Below are 17,452 nucleotides of genomic sequence, written 5' to 3'. Positions count from 1 at the left end.
GGTAAAACCGGATTCAGATCGTATAATGTTACCACCTTATACGCCCGCTACCATAAAATAGTTTGAAAAATAGAAAAGAAAAGTTTTCAGATACGCCCGTATTTTCGTTTCCTGACGAACCAGAAAATACCCCCACCCATTAGTACCAAACCGAGAGGCAGCAATAAATTCAACATCTCCCAATAGGTACGTTCCCCCTTTAAACGGGTTTTATCCAAAAGATAGAGAGAAAGGTTACGTCCCCGCAGAGCCATCCACCCTTCATCGTCACAAAGGGTATTGATGCAATTCAATATAAAATCACGGTTACCGTATACGCGGCCACTGTATTCGTCATAGCCCAACGGAATTGTACGGGCATTCTCCCCCGTCCCGTATACCTTATTTCGCAAAACATCAGCATCGGCAATTACAATCATCCGGTTATAACCGCTTTCCGGCTTAAATTCAGCTTTTACGGCATCTCCGAACCGCCGTCCATAACGGTATACGGATTCGAAACCGCCTTCCAGCATCACGGCGACAGGCAGATAGCGCTTATTGAACCGATCCTCCGTCATCTTTTCCTCCGTAATGGACAAAGACACCGGACAGGGTGTTTTCATAGCAGCAGCATAGCGGGAAGAGGCAAGCAACACACTTTTTTTCAACCCTTCTTTTCCGCCTACCGTGTCTATCGTATTGGCATAATCGACACGTACCGGCTGTATACCGGCAGTCACCGCATTTCTTTGGGGTATCAGCAAAGGAGAAAAATACCAGGGAGCCGGACTATATTCCGGCGTATTCCCATGCATACCCGTCACTACAGGCACCAACACACAATTCCCATCCAGTAAAATGTCGGGATTGATCCGCACTCCGTATTTAAACAGCATATCCTCAATATGGAGAGGCCGGTACACGGCATAAGTCGTTTCCTGCTCTTTCAATACATCGTGATTAACATCCACCTCATCGATACACCACAATATACGCCCACCATTCATCACATACTGATCCAGAATGTATTTATCTTTCTCCGGAAATTCCTTTGTCGGTCCGGCAATAATCAATGCCCGGTAATACGATAAATCGGCTGCCAGGGTATCGGGACTCACAAAGTCGACCCGGTAGTAATAAGCCAATGTCCGTGCTATATCCTCAACCTCCTTATAAGGTAATTCCCCGTGACCGGTCAGGAAAGCCACGGCTTTTTTCTCTTTACGTGTCACCAGACGCAAGGCCTTGGTCAATTCATATTCCAAAGCTTCGATAGAATGGTTGATATTCTCTTCTGCCGCATATCCCGGAACGTTTTGCAACAAACTGAGACTGACTTCCGTCGAATCGTCATACACCAGCAAACCGGGAAAGATAAATTGCTGGGAAAGGGTCTCGTCCTCCGTCGTCCGGCTGAGGTTTACCGGCATAATCCCCCGTTCGGCAAGATAACGAACCAGTTGTTTCTGTTCTTCCTTATCCTGTATCTCTGCCGGATTCGTCACCGAATAGCGCAGTTTATTCCCCGTAATACGCCGGAATTCTTCCAGCATACGGGTCGTAGCATATTGTAACTTCTGCATGCCGGGAGGCAGATTTCCTGCCAGAAAAATATCCACACCGATCCCCCGGTCTAAATTTTTGAGCAGTTGACGGGTATTTTCAGACAAGGTATAACGTTTATCGTCTGTAATATCGGCCCGTATATACAGATGAACAGCGGCTACATTCAGCAACAGCAATGCCGGTAGTACATAAACCGCTTTCCATTTTCGGGCACCGTGATATTTCCGTACCGTAAGCCATATAAAAAAAGCAATGACAGTCAGAAAATAGGTAACGTCTTCCAACGCAATTACCCCCCGGGACATCGGTTCATAATGGTAATTTACACCCAGTTTCAATATAAAGTTCTGAAATTCGGACAATGCGGGTAAATCACTCAGAAAATCGAATCCGGACAACAATAGGAAGGACAATACCAATCCGTATAAAAAAGCCACGATTTGGTTTTCCGTTACCGAAGAAGCCCATACGCTCGCAGCAACATACATACCGGACAAAAATACAAGGCCGATATAGGACCCCATAATTCCACCGACGTCGATATGTCCTTCCGGCTGTGCCAAGAACCACAAACTGAGCGGATATATCAGGGTCGGCAATATTGAAAACAAGACCAGTAAAAAGCCGGATAAATATTTAGCGGTTACAATCCGGAGAACGGAAACCGGACGGGTAAGCAATAATTCCAGCGTACCCGTTCTTTTTTCCTCTGCAAACAAACGCATACAGAGTACGGGTACCAGAAACAAATACAATACGGGAGCCAGTGAAAAGAAAGGTTGAAGATCGGCCAGGCCGCTTCCGGGAATGTTGTACATTCCGGGAATTATCCAAAGAAACAAACCGTTCGCTACCAGGAAAAAACACAATACGACATACCCCGACAACGAGGCAAAAAAAACCTTTAACTCCTTCCGTATAAGCTCACGCATAATTTTTTATCAGTGGTTCAGCATTCCTGCACTACGCAACTTGATTTCCGTCAAAATTTTCTTGGTATACAAAGGAAAATCACTGTTCAGCATCCACGCATAATAGCCCGGTTGTTCCTTCAATACCTGTTCCACCGGGATACCTTTATTTTTACCGAAATTGAAAACTTCCACCCCCTTATCATTGTATACGATAAATCCGGCAAAATCGGCATTGTTGTTCTGTGTCGAAAATTTACTTAAAAATTCAACATTATTTTCCAATTTCTCGTTATAACGATCCAATTGGGCTTTCAACACCTCATAAGTAGCAAAGGTATCAGCAGCAGCCGTATGTGCATCTTCCAGACACTTGTCACAATAAAACCGGTAAGCAGCCGACAATGTCCGTTGCTCCATTTTATGAAAAATCGTCTGAACGTCTACAAATTTCCGTTTCCGCATATCAAAATCCAATCCCACACGCAAAAATTCCTCTGCCAACAAAGGAATATCGAAGCGATTGGAGTTGTACCCCCCCAGATCACATCCTTCGATATAGCGAGCCAATTCCTTAGCTATTTGCTTAAAAGTAGGGCAATCTTTCACATCTTCGTTCGTAATGCCATGTACCGCAGTTGCCTCTGCCGGGATAGGTATTTCCGGATTCACCCGCATGGTCTTTTGCTCTTCTTTTCCGTTCGGATAAACTTTAAGTACGGAAATCTCGACAATCCGGTCTTTGGCTATATTAATACCCGTTGTCTCTAAATCGAAAAATACAAGAGGATTGGCTAAATTCAATTCCATAATATCAATTATTCAGAAGATTACAAACATATTCCCTCTTCCGGTTGCCATCTGCAAATCCGGATTCCCAACCGGAGTGGCCTCTGCTTTCCGGTTATGCATTCAAATCAGGAATATTTATAAGAGTCGTCCGGTCTCCCAAACGACTCTTTCTGTTTATTCAAAAATAAATTCCTTTTTATCAAACCATCATCGGCATCAACAGCATCAGCAAATCTTCCCCGCTATCTTCATTTTCGAAGGGCAGGAACAAGCCGGGCCGGGTAGGATCGGACAATTCCAAAACAACATTTTCCGATTCTATATTGGCCAGAATTTCCTGTACAAAAGGAGATTTAAAACCAATAGCAATCTCTTCTCCGTCATACTGGCAACTCAAAGTTTCATGACCGGACATGGAATAATCGACATCCTGGGCGGAAATCGTCAGTTTACCGCCTGACAAATCGAATTTCACCAGATTACTGGCCTGATTAGCCATCACAGATACCCGACGCAAAGAATTGTATAATTCTTTTTTCTCGATAATTACTTTCTTCGGATTATTCTGCGGGATGACCGAATTATAGTTCGGGAAACGTCCTTCAACCAAGGTAGAGGTCATTCGGTAGTCTCCGAATATAAAACAAGCCATTTTTTCATTGAAGGAAATCTGCAAGGCAGCATCATCTTTGGGCAGAATATTTTTCAGCATCAAAGCCGGCTTTTTCGGCAATATCAATGAGTACTGTCCGTTTTCGCTCTTGGCATCGAAACGTTTATATCTGACAAGTTTATGAGCATCGGAAGCTACGAAGGTAAAATTATCTTCATTCATTTCGATCAGAATGCAATTCATCACCGGACGCAAATCGTCATTAGCCGTTGCAAAAATCGATTTTACGATACCGTCAAGCATCAGGCCGCATTTGGTTTCGAATGTGGTATTTTCTCCTTCCGGGGCTCCCTGTATCGGATAATCTTCAGCACTTTCCCCCCGCACGGAAAACTCCCCTTTTTCCGAAATGATTCTCACTTCATTCGTTGTTTCGTCGATATCGAATGTCAGAGGTTGCTCCGGAAATTCCTTCAACATATCCAGCAATATCTTTGCCGGAATAGTCATACGTCCTTCCTGTTCCAGACTTTCCAATTCGATTTTCGCTTCCATGGTCGTCTCCTTGTCGGAAGCCGTCGCATATAAAACACCGTCAGCAGCAACCAACAGGATATTATCCAAAATCGGCTGCACCGGTTTTCCACCGATTACTTTACTCACTGCCTGCAAACGGGTAAGCATTGTATTACTTGATACAACAAATTTCATATGTTATATTTTATGTATTAGTATTATCCTTTAAAATAAACGCCTAAATTAATGCTTTTTTTTCTCCCTTTGAAATTTTCAGGATTTTTTTTAGCCCATAATTTCTTCAACTTCTTCCACGGTGATAGGCGTTCTCCGGTCTCCGAGTACACGGCAACCGTCTTCCGTAATCAAAACATCGTCCTCCAGGCGAATTCCTCCGAAATCTTTATAAGTTTCGATCTTATCATAATTCAGGAAATCCTTGTGTAAACCTTTTTCCTTCCATTGATCGATCAAAGCGGGGATAAAATAGCATCCCGGTTCGTCCGTTATAACAAATCCCGGCTGTAATGTTCTGCCCATACGCAAAGAAGACGTTCCGAATTGTTTGACCGGGCGGGTTATCTCATCATACCCGACATAAATCTGCCCCAAATCTTCCATATCATGTACATCCAAACCCATCATATGTCCCAAGCCGTGAGGCATAAACAAGGCATGCGCACCGGCAGCAACAGCGGCATCCACATCTCCCTTCATCAGTCCCAGATCTTTCAGTCCCTGTGCCAACACCTTACATACTTCAAGATGCACCGACAAATAAGTGACTCCCGGACGGGACAACTCCAACGCCCGCTGATTACTGTTAACGACAATATTGTATACATCCTTTTGGCGGGCACTGAATTTACCGTCCACAGGTACGGTACGGGTAAAATCGGAACAATAATTCATGTTATTTTCCGCTCCCGCGTCAGTCAGCATCATCCGGCCTTTCTGTAATATCTGGCTATGGTCATGGTTGTGCAACGTTTCTCCGTTTTGGGAAAGAATCACCGGAAAAGAAACCATACTTCCGTATGAATTGGCAATACCTTCGATCAAACCGGCAATATACTGCTCCTTAACTCCCGAACGGCAATTCCGCATGGCAGTTGTATGCATTTCATAACCGATATTACATGCTTTCGTTATTTCATCGATTTCGCACTGTTCCTTGACAGAACGCAGAGCAACAACAGCTTCGATCAATTCGAGCGATGCATAAGTTTTCAGCAACGAATGATGGATTCCGAGCAAATCTTCCAGCATCTGCATATTCCGGTACCGGTAAGGAGGCAAAAAATGGATTTTCCGCCCCTGTGCAATCGCTTCTCTCAACATATCTGCCAGCTTGGCAAAAGGCCGGGTATTGGAAATGCCGACGGCTGCCCCCAACTCTTTTACCTTTGGTTGCGGTCCCATCCAGATGATATCATCCATATCCACATCGTTGCCGAACAAGTAATCCTTATCGTTATCTACATCCAATACACCTGCGAATCCCGGCATATTCAAACCGAAGAAATACAAAAATGAACTATCCTGACGGAATCTGTAGGTATTGTCCGGATAATTGGCAGGAGCTTCCCCATTACCCAATATTAATATCAAACCTTCCCATACCCTCTCCCGTAACTCTTTTCTTCTCTTTTTATAAACATTTGCTTCAAACATGGCTTTATATTTTTAAGTTAATTATTTTCCGAAAACTGAAATCGGAACCGACCTGTAAATTCACCGGCATTCTGAAAACAACAATCCTTTCTATACCTTTTATAATCTACAATCCAATTCTATAATCCCCAATTTATAATCGTAAATCATAAATCTGAAATCTAAAATCGTAAATCTAAAATCGTAAATCGTCCTCCTTCTTTCTACTTTCACTTTACAAATCCGCTAAAGGAGTACTAAGATAAACAATAAAAAATAATGTTTACAATTTTATCCGTAAATTATTCAGGCGCATGGCCGAATTCTTTGCCGGGGTATCGGCAGCCCTGACCCGGCAACGATGCCAGTTTTCAGAACCGAGCGGATAAGACGGTAAAGACAACTCATATGTATTCAATACTCCGACAGGCAAAATACTGTAACAAGATTTTTTTCTAAAACGGTTATACACCTTCAGCAACAATTGGTTTCTTCCTTTTTCCAACGGCAACAGGACAAGCTCGGTATCGCCGGTCGCCTTACGGGGAGAGATATGAGCCGTCAGGCAGTTGCCGTTCAAATAAACCTGTATACCGTCCCCACTCCCGATTTCAACCGGGACGACCTGTTTTTTATCCGACTCAATTTCCTGCAATACAAGGATGGAACTACGCTCCCGGGCCGTTTTTTCATATCGTTTACCGTAAACAAAACCGGGGATATGCGCCCATCCGTCAGCAGTATCTATGGGTACTCCGATCTGCGGCCGGCTCCCGAACACACTTCCCGAAGGTTTACTGTAGACATTTCCCCACTTTACTCCTTTTACGTTCCGCTTCTCCGCCAATTTTCCTCCCTCGAGCAAAATCTCCCGTTCCTGTCCGTCAATTCCGACCCGTATTTTCCGGCCGGCCTCCTGACCTGTATAGTAAATCAAAGGACGGACATCCGTTTTACGGCTTTTAAAAACCCAGTTATAAGCAATTGTACTTTGAAAACCGGTGTAATAATCGATACTGGAATAAGCATACTCCGGAAAGGCATGCAAAGGCATCAGTTCCCGTTCCCCGGCATAAGGAGATAACGGTTCGATTTGCCAGCCGCTTTCAAGTTCCAGACAAATGACCTCTAACGGACTGTCGGAAGGCCTGTGTCCTTGTCCGTAAAGTCGCCACTCACCTTTTTCGCGGGCAAACGCAACGTCACCCCCTCCGATACGAAAAGCCGATACGATATTTCCCCGCAACCCGTTCAAACAAACACTGTTCAAAGCCACCGAAGGATCAACAAACAGATACATCCGGTTTCCTTTCACCGTTATATCTTGCCAGGCATATTGATCTTCAAAAGGATTCGGCTGTGTTCCATAGATCCCTTCCCCGTATTTTTTCAACCATTTCCCCATCTTCTCCAATACATCCTTTTCAAAAGGTACAACACTTCCGTCTCCTTCCGGACCGATATTGAGCAGATAATTCCCACCGCGGCTCACTACCTTTACCAAACTCCGGATTTTTTCATCTGCCTTCTTTCCGGGATCCCCTCTTTCCTGCCAGGAACGGTATCCCCAGGTCTCCTCAAAGAACGAAGCAGCAGTCTGCCAAGGCACTCCGATCTTATAATCCGGATATTCATTATCCGCCATCACGCTAAAATCACTGCAATCGTTCCCCAAGCGTCCGCTAATCATACAATCGGGTTGCAAGGAATCCACCAAATCATAAAGCCCCCGGCTTTGCTCCGGCGTAAGAGAGCCCATATCGAACCAAATTTCCGAAATTTTTCCGTATCCCGTCATAATCTCCGTCACCTGTTTCCGGTTAAAAGCATAATGTTCCGGCGTCAGCGGATCAGCATTGTGACTGGATATCGGATAAGCCTGCGGGAAATGCCAGTCGATCAGCGAAAAGTAAACGCCGAAACGCATCCCTTGCCGACAGCAAGCCTCGGCCAATTCTTTCATGACATCCCGGGCAAAAGGAGTCGCATCGACAATATTGTAATCAGTATACCGGCTATGGTACATACAAAAACCGTCGTGGTGTTTGGAAGTAAAAACAATCGATCTCATCCCGGCTTTTTTAGCCAGTGCAACAACACTGTCGGCATTCCAATGCAACGGTATAAAACGATTTGCCACAGCCGCATACCAATCTCCGAAGATTCCGGCATGTGCCTGAATTTGTTCACTATACCCTCTGGTCACAGGCTGTCCGTCCCACACACCTCCCAATTCGGAATACAGCCCCCAATGAATAAACATGGAAAATTTCTGATTCATCCATACTGAATCCGGTTTATTTGCATAAACCCCGGAAGTGAATAACAATAAAATAATCAGTAATCTCATAGTTGTATAAATATTTCATCCGCAAAATTACAATTCAAAAATTTTCCCTGCTGCTTCCTGCATTTATCCGGCTATAAAAGTAATAATAAAAATTTGAAGATGTAAAAACAGAAAAATATGGGAACGGAAAATTAAAAAAGTAATGTACCGGCGGTGAAACCGGATAAAATCGTATACCTAAAATCAAAAATCGCAGATCATGAAAAATCTACATTTAAATTTTAAATTTGGTACACGAACACCTTTCAGCAGAACAATTTAAAACTATAAATCCAACCTCTGAAATTAAAATCATTACCGTTTCCCGAAAAAAAAGAAAAATTTAAAAATATCTGTTCTTTTTTTTTTGGTAATCGCAAGAACAATCAGTAATTTTGGTCACAAATTGCAGGTAAAACGTTTCCGATTCTTCTTGAATGCGCGAGGTGAAATATGTTATACAGCATAATTATTTGAAAATCAAATACATTAAAATAAAATTTATTTATTCATTAAATTTATTATCATGACGCCGACTCATATTGAACACATTGGCATTGCAGTTGCAAGCTTGGATGAAGCCATTCCCTTTTACGAAAAAGTATTGGGATTGAAATGCTATGCCATCGAAGAAGTCAAAGACCAAAAAGTAAAAACAGCCTTCTTTCAGGTAGGCCAAACCAAGATCGAATTGCTGGAATCTACAGATCCGGAAGGCCCGATCGGTAAATTTGTAGAAAAGAACGGTGGTGGCATGCATCACATTGCTTTTGCAGTTGAAGATGTTGCACAAGCACTAAACGACGCTGCAGAAGCCGGTTGCCAATTGATCGACAAAGCACCGCGTGGTGGTGCTGAAGGTTTGAAAATCGGCTTTTTACACCCGAAATCCACAAACCGGGTATTAACAGAACTTTGCGGTAAAAAATAATTATAAAATCTGAAAATTTAAAAATGTAAAAACATGAAAATGAGACCACTTATACAGCGGATGTCATTTTCATGTCTTTACATTTTTAAACGATCACATTAAATACTATTTATGATGACAAATCAAGATAAAGTAAAAAAACTGATTGATCTTCGCGCGACAGCGAAATTAGGCGGTGGTGAAAAGAGAATTGAGTCACAGCACAAAAAAGGCAAGCAAACTGCCCGCGAAAGAATCGAAATGTTATTGGATGAAGGTAGTTTCGAAGAATTCGACATGTTTGTAACTCATCGTTGCAATAACTTCGATATGGCTAAAACCAAATTCTTAGGCGACGGTGTCGTAACCGGTCAGGGTACAATCGACGGCCGCCTGGTTTTCGTATTTGCACAGGATTTCACCGTATTCGGAGGTGCTTTGTCGGAAACACTGGCACAAAAAATCTGTAAGGTAATGGATAAAGCTATGATTGCCGGTGCTCCGGTAATCGGATTGAACGATTCCGGTGGTGCCCGTATTCAGGAAGGTGTAACTTCATTAGCCGGTTATGCCGAAATTTTCGAACGTAATATTCTGGCTTCCGGTGTAATTCCTCAGATTTCCGCTATTTTCGGACCTTGTGCCGGCGGTGCCGTATATTCTCCGGCATTGACCGACTTTATCCTGATGACTGACGACACATCCTATATGTTTGTTACCGGCCCGAAAGTTGTCAAAACGGTAACGGGTGAAGACATCAGCACGGAAGACCTGGGTGGTGCCAGCGTACATTCTACCAAATCAGGCGTTGCTCATTTCCGCGTAGAAAACGAAGAAGAAGGTATTATGATTATCCGGAAACTGTTGTCTTATCTGCCTTCCAACAACCTGGAAGACGCTCCGATTATTGACTGCAATGATCCGATCGATCGTTTGGAAGACACCTTGAATTCCATTATTCCGGACAATCCGAACCAGCCGTACGATATGCTGCATGTAATCGAAGCCATCGTAGACAACGGTGAATTCCTCGAAGTACACCGCAATTTCGCTAAAAATATCATCGTAGGCTTCTGCCGTATGGGCGGTATTCCGGTAGGTGTAATCGCCAACCAACCTAATTTCCTGGCAGGAGTTCTCGATATACAGGCATCGCGTAAAGCAGCCCGTTTCGTACGTTTCTGCGACTGTTTCAATATTCCGATTCTGACCCTGGTCGACGTTCCGGGATTCTTGCCGGGTAGCGGTCAGGAATACGGCGGTATCATCATTCACGGTGCTAAACTGTTGTTTGCTTACGGTGAAGCTACTGTACCGAAAGTTACCGTAACCTTACGTAAATCATACGGTGGAGCACACGACGTAATGTCCTGCAAACAGTTACGCGGAGATGCCAACTATGCATGGCCTTCTGCCCAGATCGCCGTTATGGGAGCATCCGGAGCTATTGAAGTACTGTACGGTAAAGAAGTAAGCGCAATTGAAAATGCAGAAGAAAAAGCTAAATTCATTCAGGAAAAAGTAGATGCTTATGACGAAGCATTTGCCAACCCTTATCAGGCTGCTTCTTACGGCTATATCGACGATGTTATCGAACCGCGCAACACCCGTTTCCGTGTGATCCGTGCATTCGAAAGCCTACGTACCAAAAAAGTCGTCAATCCGCCTAAGAAACATAGTAATATACCTTTATAAAATAAAAGCATATGATAAATTTAATCACGCTCTCTGCAGATGTGATCAGGGAAGCCGGTGGATACACAATTTCTATCGTAAGTATATTCGTGGTATTTATTTCTCTCGGAGTGCTGGTGTTCATCTTTATGTCTATTCCGAAATTACTGGAATTAAACATCAGGAAAAAACTGAAAAAATCCGGTGTACCGGAAGAGCAAACGAATATCAACGTGGAGGGAGATGTAAATGCGGCTATTGCTTTGGGATTACATATGTATTTCAATGAATTACATGATGAAGAAAGCAATATCATCACCATACATACCGCACAGAAGCAATACTCCCCCTGGAGTTCTAAAATCTACGGTGTACAAAATCAACCTGTAAGAAAGTAATAACGACAAACGATGAATGAGCATAAATAGAAAACAATCGTTTTTTCTGCTCGTTCGAAGTTTTTGACAAACAAAAAACGATGAAAAAATATAAGTTTAAAATAAACGGCCAGACTTACGAAGTAGAAGTAGGCGAATTCGACGGAACCAACGCAACAGTTTCTGTTAACGGTACTCCCTATCAAGTAGAAATGCAGGGAGAAGAGAAAAAAGCAAAAACTCCGGTACTTGCACGTAAACCTGTGGTTAACAAACCGGGAGAAGGAGAAATCAAGAAGACTGAAAGTAGCGGTGCTTCTTACAAAATCAACTCTCCGCTGCCCGGAACGATCAAAAAAGTCAATATTACGGTCGGTTCTGCTGTCAAAGCCGGTGATTGTGTTATGATCATGGAAGCGATGAAGATGGATAATAACGTTATAGCAGAAAAAGGCGGTACGGTACAGGCCATCAAAGTAAAAGAAGGAGATGCCGTTCTCCAGGGCGATACATTAGTAGAAATAGCATAATTACACTGTATATGAACAAATTTATTTTCATTATGCTATCTTTTCTGTTTGTGGCCTTAAGCGGAAATTTCTGCCTGGCATCGAACGGAGGTAGTTTAAAAGAACAACTCGTCCATGGAAAATGGATGAACAAAGCTGACGGTTACATACCGAAGGCGATCCGCGCGGCGGATTTAAAACCCGATCAAAAAGAGCGGAAAGTTGCCCGCTACAAAGTTTACAGTTTCAATGACGATGGTACGTTTACGATGGACTCCATTAAACAACGTTATACCGGAGACTGGAGACTGGAAGGCAGCACAGTGATCATGACGTTCAATCCGAAAAAGATTACTGAATTTTCTCCGAATCTGGACCCGAATGCTTCCGGAACCAATTACATTACCCACGATATCATGGTAAATCTGGGTAACCGGACAGCAACACTCCAGGGGGATATGCTGAATTTCGGCACACCCTCACAGAATGCCTACCATAATTCCGATGCTATGGCCGGAATGAAAAATTTCTGGGAATTCACCGGATTTGCCAATGCTACAACAGGAAATCTGATCATGATCGTCGTAGCCCTTATTTTTATCTGGCTGGCTATTCGTTTCGATTATGAACCGATGTTGCTGATCCCGATCGGTATGGGTATCATTATCGGTAACATTCCATTCTATATGGGAGAAGCATTCAACCTGAAATTAGGTATCTACGAACCGGGATCTGTACTGAATATCCTCTATTCAGGAGTTATCAACGGCTGGTATCCGCCCTTGATCTTCCTGGGTATCGGGGCAATGACCGACTTCTCGTCTCTGATTTCCAATCCGAGACTGATGCTATTGGGAGCTGCGGCCCAGATCGGTATTTTCGTAACTTTTATCGGAGCTTTGTGGTTAGGCTTTGCACCACCAGAGGCCGGAGCTATCGGTATTATCGGTGGTGCCGACGGTCCGACGGCTATCTTCCTGTCATCGAAATTGGCTAACGGTGTAAACATGCTGGCCAACGGCGAATTAGTCAAGAACCTGATCGGTCCGATCGCTATTGCAGCTTATTCATACATGGCTTTGGTGCCGGTGATTCAACCGCCTGTAATCAATTTACTGACAACCAAGCACGAAAGAAAAATCAAGATGCGTCCGCCGCGTTCTGTCAGCCGCTTGGAAAAACAATTGTTCCCGATTATCGGTTTGTTATTGACTGCGTTCATCGCACCGTCGGCTTTACCGTTGCTGGGTATGTTATTCTTCGGTAACTTACTGAAAGAATCTACGGTAACCAATCGTCTGGCAAATACGGCCAGCAATGCTTTGATCGACACCATTACCATGTTATTGGGTGTTACCGTAGGTGCTTCGACTCAGGCAGATGTGTTCCTGACAAAAGACTCCATCCTGATCTTCGGTCTGGGAGCTTTCTCGTTCGTAATAGCAACCGCCAGCGGTGTATTGGTCGCTAAGATCATGAACTGGCTGTCGTCGAAAAACAATCCGATCAATCCGATGATCGGTGCTGCCGGTGTATCTGCTGTGCCGGATAGTGCCCGTGTCGTTCAAAACATGGGATTGAAAAACGATCCGAGCAATTATCTGTTGATGCACGCCATGGCTCCGAATGTTGCCGGTGTAATCGGTTCTGCCGTTGCTGCCGGTACGTTACTGAGCTTCCTGATGTAAAAATCCAGGTCTACTACATAAAAAAACGCCTCTTTTCGAGGCGTTTTTTTATTCTTTCCATGCAGCCTTACCAAAAATGCGATAATCCAGTGAATAACGTCCCCCTCCTATAAAGAAGAAAAAGACATAAACAGCCAGATACATGACGGCCAACTCTTTTGCCTGAAAAGCATCTCCTCCATGTATGACGAATACAGCTACAAGCATATTAAAAATCAACGGCAAAGTAACCAAACGTGTCAGTATGCCGAAAATCAACAATACCGAACAACCGACTTCCGCCGAAACTGAAAGTAACAAAGATATCATAGGAGTTACTCCCAGCGGATCTGGAAACGTATTCATCAACGAACCGAAATTCGCCAGTTTAACTCCGCCATGAGTCAGCATCATTATCCCGACAAACAAACGCAGCAAAAATAAAAACGCAGAAACACCGTTTCCTTTCAAAGGTGTCCCATACAAAAAAAAGCTTTTCATAACTATAACGTATTTAATGATCCTATATTTTTTAAACGTATACGAAAAAAACAAAATATTTGTTTTCAATATACACCGATTTAAATTTCAGATTAAATAACTCCGACGACAAATCAGTTTGTCAAACAATTTAAAATTTACAATTTAAAAGCTAAAATCCACAATATATAATATATTTTCTATCTTTATCCCCGAAAATCAAAATGCAATAAACATGAGTATTCGTGGTTTTGGAAGTGATAATTTTTCAGGAGTTTTACCGGAAGTATTCAATGCTTTGAAAGAAGCCTCTTACGGACATCAACATTCATACGGAGAAGACAAATATACGGCTAAAGCCGTGCAGGATTTCAAAAAAATTTTCGGAGAAAGTATAGACGTATATTTTGTATACAATGGTACGGGAGCCAATATTGTCAGTCTCTCGGCTTTCGCCCGCTCCTACAATGCCGTGATATGTGCCGAAACAGCGCATATCAATGTTGACGAATGCGGTGCAATTCAGAAACAAGCAGGCTGCAAATTATTGACAGTTCCGACATTTGACGGAAAGCTGAATGTAGGATTGATACAGAATCATATGCATGGCTTTGACGACCAGCATCACTCCCAGCCCAATATTATTTCGCTCACCCAATGTACGGAACTCGGAACGGTATACACCCCGGAAGAGTTAAAAGAAATATGTGATTTTGCACATGCCAACGGCTTATTCGTGCACATGGACGGAGCACGTCTAGCCAATGCCATAGCTTACCTGCAATGTGACCCGACGGACATCACGACAAAGGTAGGCATTGACGTCCTTAGTTTCGGCGGAACCAAAAACGGTATGATGTTCGGAGAAGCCGTTATTTTCTTCAACACCTCCGTATGCCGGAATGTAAAGTACATCCGCAAACAAGCGATGCAACTGCATTCCAAATCCCGTTTTATCGCAGCCCAGTTCTCCACCCTATTAAAAGACGGCCTATGGTTGAAAACGGCAGCACATGCCAATCGGATGGCACAAAAACTGGCTAATGAAGCCGCTTTGATTTCCGGCATTAAAATCACCCAGAAAGTAGAAGCCAACGAAATTTTCGCCATCATCCCCCGAAGTAAGATTGCTGAACTGCAAGAAGAATGCTTTTTTTACGTATGGGACGAAAATGCGTCCGAAATCAGATGGGTATGCTCTTTCGATACCACGGAAAGCGACGTCATCGAATTTGTCAATCTATTAAGGGAGAAATTACTGTAATATCCGGTTATGGAGCGTATTCTCACGCCGACAGAGGACGGAAGTATGACTTTATACATTCCGGAATTGAACGAACATTACCACTCGATCCACGGAGCCATTCAGGAATCCCGGCACATTTTCATCCGGGCGGGTTTGGAGTACTTCCTGGAAACTCATCCGGATTCGATAAGTCTGCAAAATCCGTTACATATACTGGAAGCAGGCTTCGGTACCGGACTGAATGCCTGGCTGACTTTAATCCGTACCCGGGAACTACAATTGCCGGTGTGTTATCACAGCATTGAAAAATATCCATTGGCAAGCGATGAAATCGCCTCCCTAAATTATTCCAACTTTACCACACCCGCAGAACAGGAATTGTTTAACGAATTGCATCGGTGTCCGTGGGAAACGGAACAATCTGTTTCCCCATATTTCAAACTATACAAACACCGGGAAGATTTCCGGAACATTCATTTCCGGTCACAATTCAATATCGTATATTTCGACGCATTCAATCCGGACGTACAACCTCATCTTTGGACAGATGCGGTATTCAATCGCTTCTACGAAGCCCTGAAACCCAACAGTATATTGGTAACTTACTGTGTAAAAGGCATCGTAAAGCAAGCCCTCCGGAATGTCGGTTTTCGTCTGAAACGATTACCCGGTCCTCCGGGAAAACGCGAAATGTTACGGGCGGTCAAACTTTGACTGCTACCGAATTTATTTTCCGATATAGTCCAATACGTTTCCAACTAATATTTACCTTGCAACACAAAATAAATTTCATGAACCGTCAAGAAATAAAACAATTACTCGACGAAAAATATTCGGAATATTGCAAATCGGATTTTTTCATAGAAACTGACCCGATCCAAATACCGAAAATGTTCGAAGAAAAAGAAGACATCGAAATATCCGGATTTTTAGCCGCTTCTCTGGCCTGGGGGCAACGTCCGACAATCATCAGAAAGTGCAGGGAACTCATGCAATTGCTGGATTATGCTCCTTATGATTTTATTCTGAACGCTACCGAAACGGATTACGAGCGTTTTACCCATTTCAAACACCGTACATTCAACGCATACGACTGCTGCTATTTTTTACATGCATTGGCCCATATCTACCGGAATCTGGGAGGGATGGAAAAAATATTTACCGATTCGTTCCGTCAACACGGCGACATGTTAAAAGTATTGAGCGACTGGTACAGACTGTTCACAATCCATCCGGCCGAAAAACGGGTTTTGCGGCATATCGCCAATGTAGAAAAAGGCTCTGCCGCCAAACGCATAAACATGTATATCCGTTGGATGGTGCGTAAAGACCACAGCGGTATAGATTTCGGACTCTGGAAAAATATCCCGGCTTCGGCTCTACTTATTCCTCTTGATCTGCACACGGGAAACGTCAGCCGCCAACTGGGCCTGCTCACCCGCAACCAAAACGACGCACAGGCCGTTTTGGAACTGACGGAACGTTTACGCGAATTCGATCCGGCCGATCCTATACGCTATGATTTTGCCCTCTTCGGACTCGGAGCATTCGGAAAACAGAATATTTAGATTTATAACTTCAGCTTGCCCTGACAGAAATCTAAAATCAATCAATACTTGCCGTAATGTACTTTCGTTTCGTCCCATTTATTTTTCGGACTATGCGGGATTGCCGGATATCCGACAGGAATGACACATAGGGAAAGAATATGGTCGGGTAAACCGATTTCCTTTTTTACAACAGCCATACGGTCGTCATACGGATAAGTTGCCGTCCAGACAGCTCCCAGTCCAAGTGCTTCCGCCGCCAATAAAATATTTTGAGTAGCCGCAGCACAATCCAGATACCAATAAGAAGATTTGGTTGTATCCCCGCATACGACAATAGCCATGGGAGCATCTTTCAACATTTTGGCATAAGGCAAAGCTGCCGCCATAGAATCCAAAGCTGCCCTTTCCGTTACAACGACAAATTCCCAGGGACGGGTATCTTTACCGGTAGGAGCAGCCATTCCGGCTTTCAGCAACAAATCCGTTTTTTCTTTTTCTACCGGCTTCGGTAAATATTTACGGACACTTTTACGGGCAAAGATATTTTCCAGAGCATCCTGTGTCTGAAACGTTCCTTCTTTTTTCTCTGAATTACAAGCTACCGTCATCATCATTAAAATAAAACCTGAAACAATTAAACTCGTTTTCATTATAATAAGTTACAGTTAATCATATAA

General features: G+C 43.4%; 15 protein-coding genes. 8 read left to right on the top strand and 7 right to left on the bottom strand.

The window, feature by feature from the left end:
• Nucleotides 1–86: 86 nt before the first annotated feature.
• The 5 genes from gldG to DD657_RS13770 all read right to left on the bottom strand — a co-directional run bounded on the left by gldG (nt 87) and on the right by DD657_RS13770 (nt 8,383).
• Nucleotides 87–2,480, bottom strand: a complete 2,394-nt coding sequence (gene gldG, locus DD657_RS13790; protein WP_287050456.1) for a gliding motility-associated ABC transporter substrate-binding protein GldG — start codon at nt 2,478–2,480, stop codon at nt 87–89.
• 9 nt (nt 2,481–2,489) lie between these two features.
• Nucleotides 2,490–3,269 carry a 3'-5' exonuclease gene (locus tag DD657_RS13785; RefSeq protein WP_021986933.1) on the bottom strand — a complete coding sequence of 260 codons (780 nt, stop codon included), beginning with the start codon at nt 3,267–3,269 and terminating at the stop codon, nt 2,490–2,492.
• A gap of 181 nt (nt 3,270–3,450) precedes the next feature.
• Nucleotides 3,451–4,575, bottom strand: a complete 1,125-nt coding sequence (gene dnaN, locus DD657_RS13780; protein WP_068688779.1) for a DNA polymerase III subunit beta — start codon at nt 4,573–4,575, stop codon at nt 3,451–3,453.
• Nucleotides 4,576–4,665: 90 nt separating this feature from the next.
• The gene (locus DD657_RS13775; RefSeq protein WP_021986935.1) at nt 4,666–6,054 is read right to left on the bottom strand and encodes an aminopeptidase P family protein; all 1,389 of its coding nucleotides are present in this window, start codon (nt 6,052–6,054) and stop codon (nt 4,666–4,668) included.
• Nucleotides 6,055–6,316: 262 nt separating this feature from the next.
• The gene (locus DD657_RS13770; RefSeq protein WP_287050453.1) at nt 6,317–8,383 is read right to left on the bottom strand and encodes an alpha-L-fucosidase; all 2,067 of its coding nucleotides are present in this window, start codon (nt 8,381–8,383) and stop codon (nt 6,317–6,319) included.
• 505 nt (nt 8,384–8,888) lie between these two features.
• Between DD657_RS13770 and mce the strand changes: the two genes are divergently transcribed.
• The 5 genes from mce (at nt 8,889) to DD657_RS13745 (ending at nt 13,520) form a co-directional block, all read left to right on the top strand.
• On the top strand, nt 8,889–9,293 hold the full coding sequence (gene mce / locus DD657_RS13765; protein ID WP_021986937.1) for a methylmalonyl-CoA epimerase: 405 nt from the start codon (nt 8,889–8,891) through the stop codon (nt 9,291–9,293).
• 114 nt (nt 9,294–9,407) lie between these two features.
• Nucleotides 9,408–10,967, top strand: a complete 1,560-nt coding sequence (locus tag DD657_RS13760) for an acyl-CoA carboxylase subunit beta (protein ID WP_021986938.1) — start codon at nt 9,408–9,410, stop codon at nt 10,965–10,967.
• Between the two features lie 11 nt (nt 10,968–10,978).
• Complete coding sequence (locus DD657_RS13755; RefSeq protein ID WP_118773857.1) at nt 10,979–11,344, top strand: OadG family protein; 366 nt, start codon at nt 10,979–10,981, stop codon at nt 11,342–11,344.
• A gap of 80 nt (nt 11,345–11,424) precedes the next feature.
• Nucleotides 11,425–11,853, top strand: coding sequence for a biotin/lipoyl-containing protein (locus DD657_RS13750; protein WP_021986939.1), 429 nt, complete (start codon nt 11,425–11,427; stop codon nt 11,851–11,853).
• A gap of 488 nt (nt 11,854–12,341) precedes the next feature.
• Nucleotides 12,342–13,520: a sodium ion-translocating decarboxylase subunit beta gene (locus tag DD657_RS13745; protein ID WP_068692051.1), complete on the top strand. Its 1,179-nt coding sequence runs from the start codon at nt 12,342–12,344 to the stop codon at nt 13,518–13,520.
• Between the two features lie 48 nt (nt 13,521–13,568).
• Here the strand turns inward: DD657_RS13745 and DD657_RS13740 are convergent, their stop codons facing one another.
• The gene (locus DD657_RS13740; protein ID WP_287050451.1) at nt 13,569–14,000 is read right to left on the bottom strand and encodes a DoxX family protein; all 432 of its coding nucleotides are present in this window, start codon (nt 13,998–14,000) and stop codon (nt 13,569–13,571) included.
• A gap of 220 nt (nt 14,001–14,220) precedes the next feature.
• Between DD657_RS13740 and DD657_RS13735 the strand changes: the two genes are divergently transcribed.
• The 3 genes from DD657_RS13735 (at nt 14,221) to DD657_RS13725 (ending at nt 16,793) form a co-directional block, all read left to right on the top strand.
• Complete coding sequence (locus DD657_RS13735) at nt 14,221–15,243, top strand: threonine aldolase family protein (protein ID WP_337955384.1); 1,023 nt, start codon at nt 14,221–14,223, stop codon at nt 15,241–15,243.
• Between the two features lie 9 nt (nt 15,244–15,252).
• Nucleotides 15,253–15,939 carry a tRNA (5-methylaminomethyl-2-thiouridine)(34)-methyltransferase MnmC2 gene (gene mnmC2 / locus DD657_RS13730; RefSeq protein WP_287050448.1) on the top strand — a complete coding sequence of 229 codons (687 nt, stop codon included), beginning with the start codon at nt 15,253–15,255 and terminating at the stop codon, nt 15,937–15,939.
• Between the two features lie 77 nt (nt 15,940–16,016).
• Nucleotides 16,017–16,793: a TIGR02757 family protein gene (locus DD657_RS13725; protein WP_021986944.1), complete on the top strand. Its 777-nt coding sequence runs from the start codon at nt 16,017–16,019 to the stop codon at nt 16,791–16,793.
• 41 nt (nt 16,794–16,834) lie between these two features.
• Here the strand turns inward: DD657_RS13725 and DD657_RS13720 are convergent, their stop codons facing one another.
• Nucleotides 16,835–17,389 carry a nitroreductase family protein gene (locus DD657_RS13720; protein WP_287050506.1) on the bottom strand — a complete coding sequence of 185 codons (555 nt, stop codon included), beginning with the start codon at nt 17,387–17,389 and terminating at the stop codon, nt 16,835–16,837.
• Nucleotides 17,390–17,452: the final 63 nt, after the last annotated feature.

This window comes from Culturomica sp., from assembly GCF_003524185.1.
In the GTDB taxonomy this organism is placed as follows: domain Bacteria; phylum Bacteroidota; class Bacteroidia; order Bacteroidales; family Marinifilaceae; genus Culturomica; species Culturomica massiliensis.
The sequence above is the reverse complement of the archived record's forward strand: the minus strand, read 5'-3'. Positions and strand labels throughout refer to the sequence as shown.

Excerpts from the sequence above, each read along its gene's own strand:
- gldG (WP_287050456.1), bottom strand. The coding sequence starts at position 2,480 with ATGCGTGAGCTTATACGGAAGGAGTTAAAGGTTTTTTTTGCCTCGTTG.
- DD657_RS13785 (WP_021986933.1), bottom strand. The coding sequence starts at position 3,269 with ATGGAATTGAATTTAGCCAATCCTCTTGTATTTTTCGATTTAGAGACA.
- dnaN (WP_068688779.1), bottom strand. The coding sequence starts at position 4,575 with ATGAAATTTGTTGTATCAAGTAATACAATGCTTACCCGTTTGCAGGCA.
- DD657_RS13775 (WP_021986935.1), bottom strand. The coding sequence starts at position 6,054 with ATGTTTGAAGCAAATGTTTATAAAAAGAGAAGAAAAGAGTTACGGGAG.
- DD657_RS13770 (WP_287050453.1), bottom strand. The coding sequence starts at position 8,383 with ATGAGATTACTGATTATTTTATTGTTATTCACTTCCGGGGTTTATGCA.
- mce (WP_021986937.1), top strand. The coding sequence starts at position 8,889 with ATGACGCCGACTCATATTGAACACATTGGCATTGCAGTTGCAAGCTTG.
- DD657_RS13760 (WP_021986938.1), top strand. The coding sequence starts at position 9,408 with ATGACAAATCAAGATAAAGTAAAAAAACTGATTGATCTTCGCGCGACA.
- DD657_RS13755 (WP_118773857.1), top strand. The coding sequence starts at position 10,979 with ATGATAAATTTAATCACGCTCTCTGCAGATGTGATCAGGGAAGCCGGT.
- DD657_RS13750 (WP_021986939.1), top strand. The coding sequence starts at position 11,425 with ATGAAAAAATATAAGTTTAAAATAAACGGCCAGACTTACGAAGTAGAA.
- DD657_RS13745 (WP_068692051.1), top strand. The coding sequence starts at position 12,342 with ATGGCCGGAATGAAAAATTTCTGGGAATTCACCGGATTTGCCAATGCT.
- DD657_RS13740 (WP_287050451.1), bottom strand. The coding sequence starts at position 14,000 with ATGAAAAGCTTTTTTTTGTATGGGACACCTTTGAAAGGAAACGGTGTT.
- mnmC2 (WP_287050448.1), top strand. The coding sequence starts at position 15,253 with ATGGAGCGTATTCTCACGCCGACAGAGGACGGAAGTATGACTTTATAC.
- DD657_RS13725 (WP_021986944.1), top strand. The coding sequence starts at position 16,017 with ATGAACCGTCAAGAAATAAAACAATTACTCGACGAAAAATATTCGGAA.
- DD657_RS13720 (WP_287050506.1), bottom strand. The coding sequence starts at position 17,389 with ATGATGATGACGGTAGCTTGTAATTCAGAGAAAAAAGAAGGAACGTTT.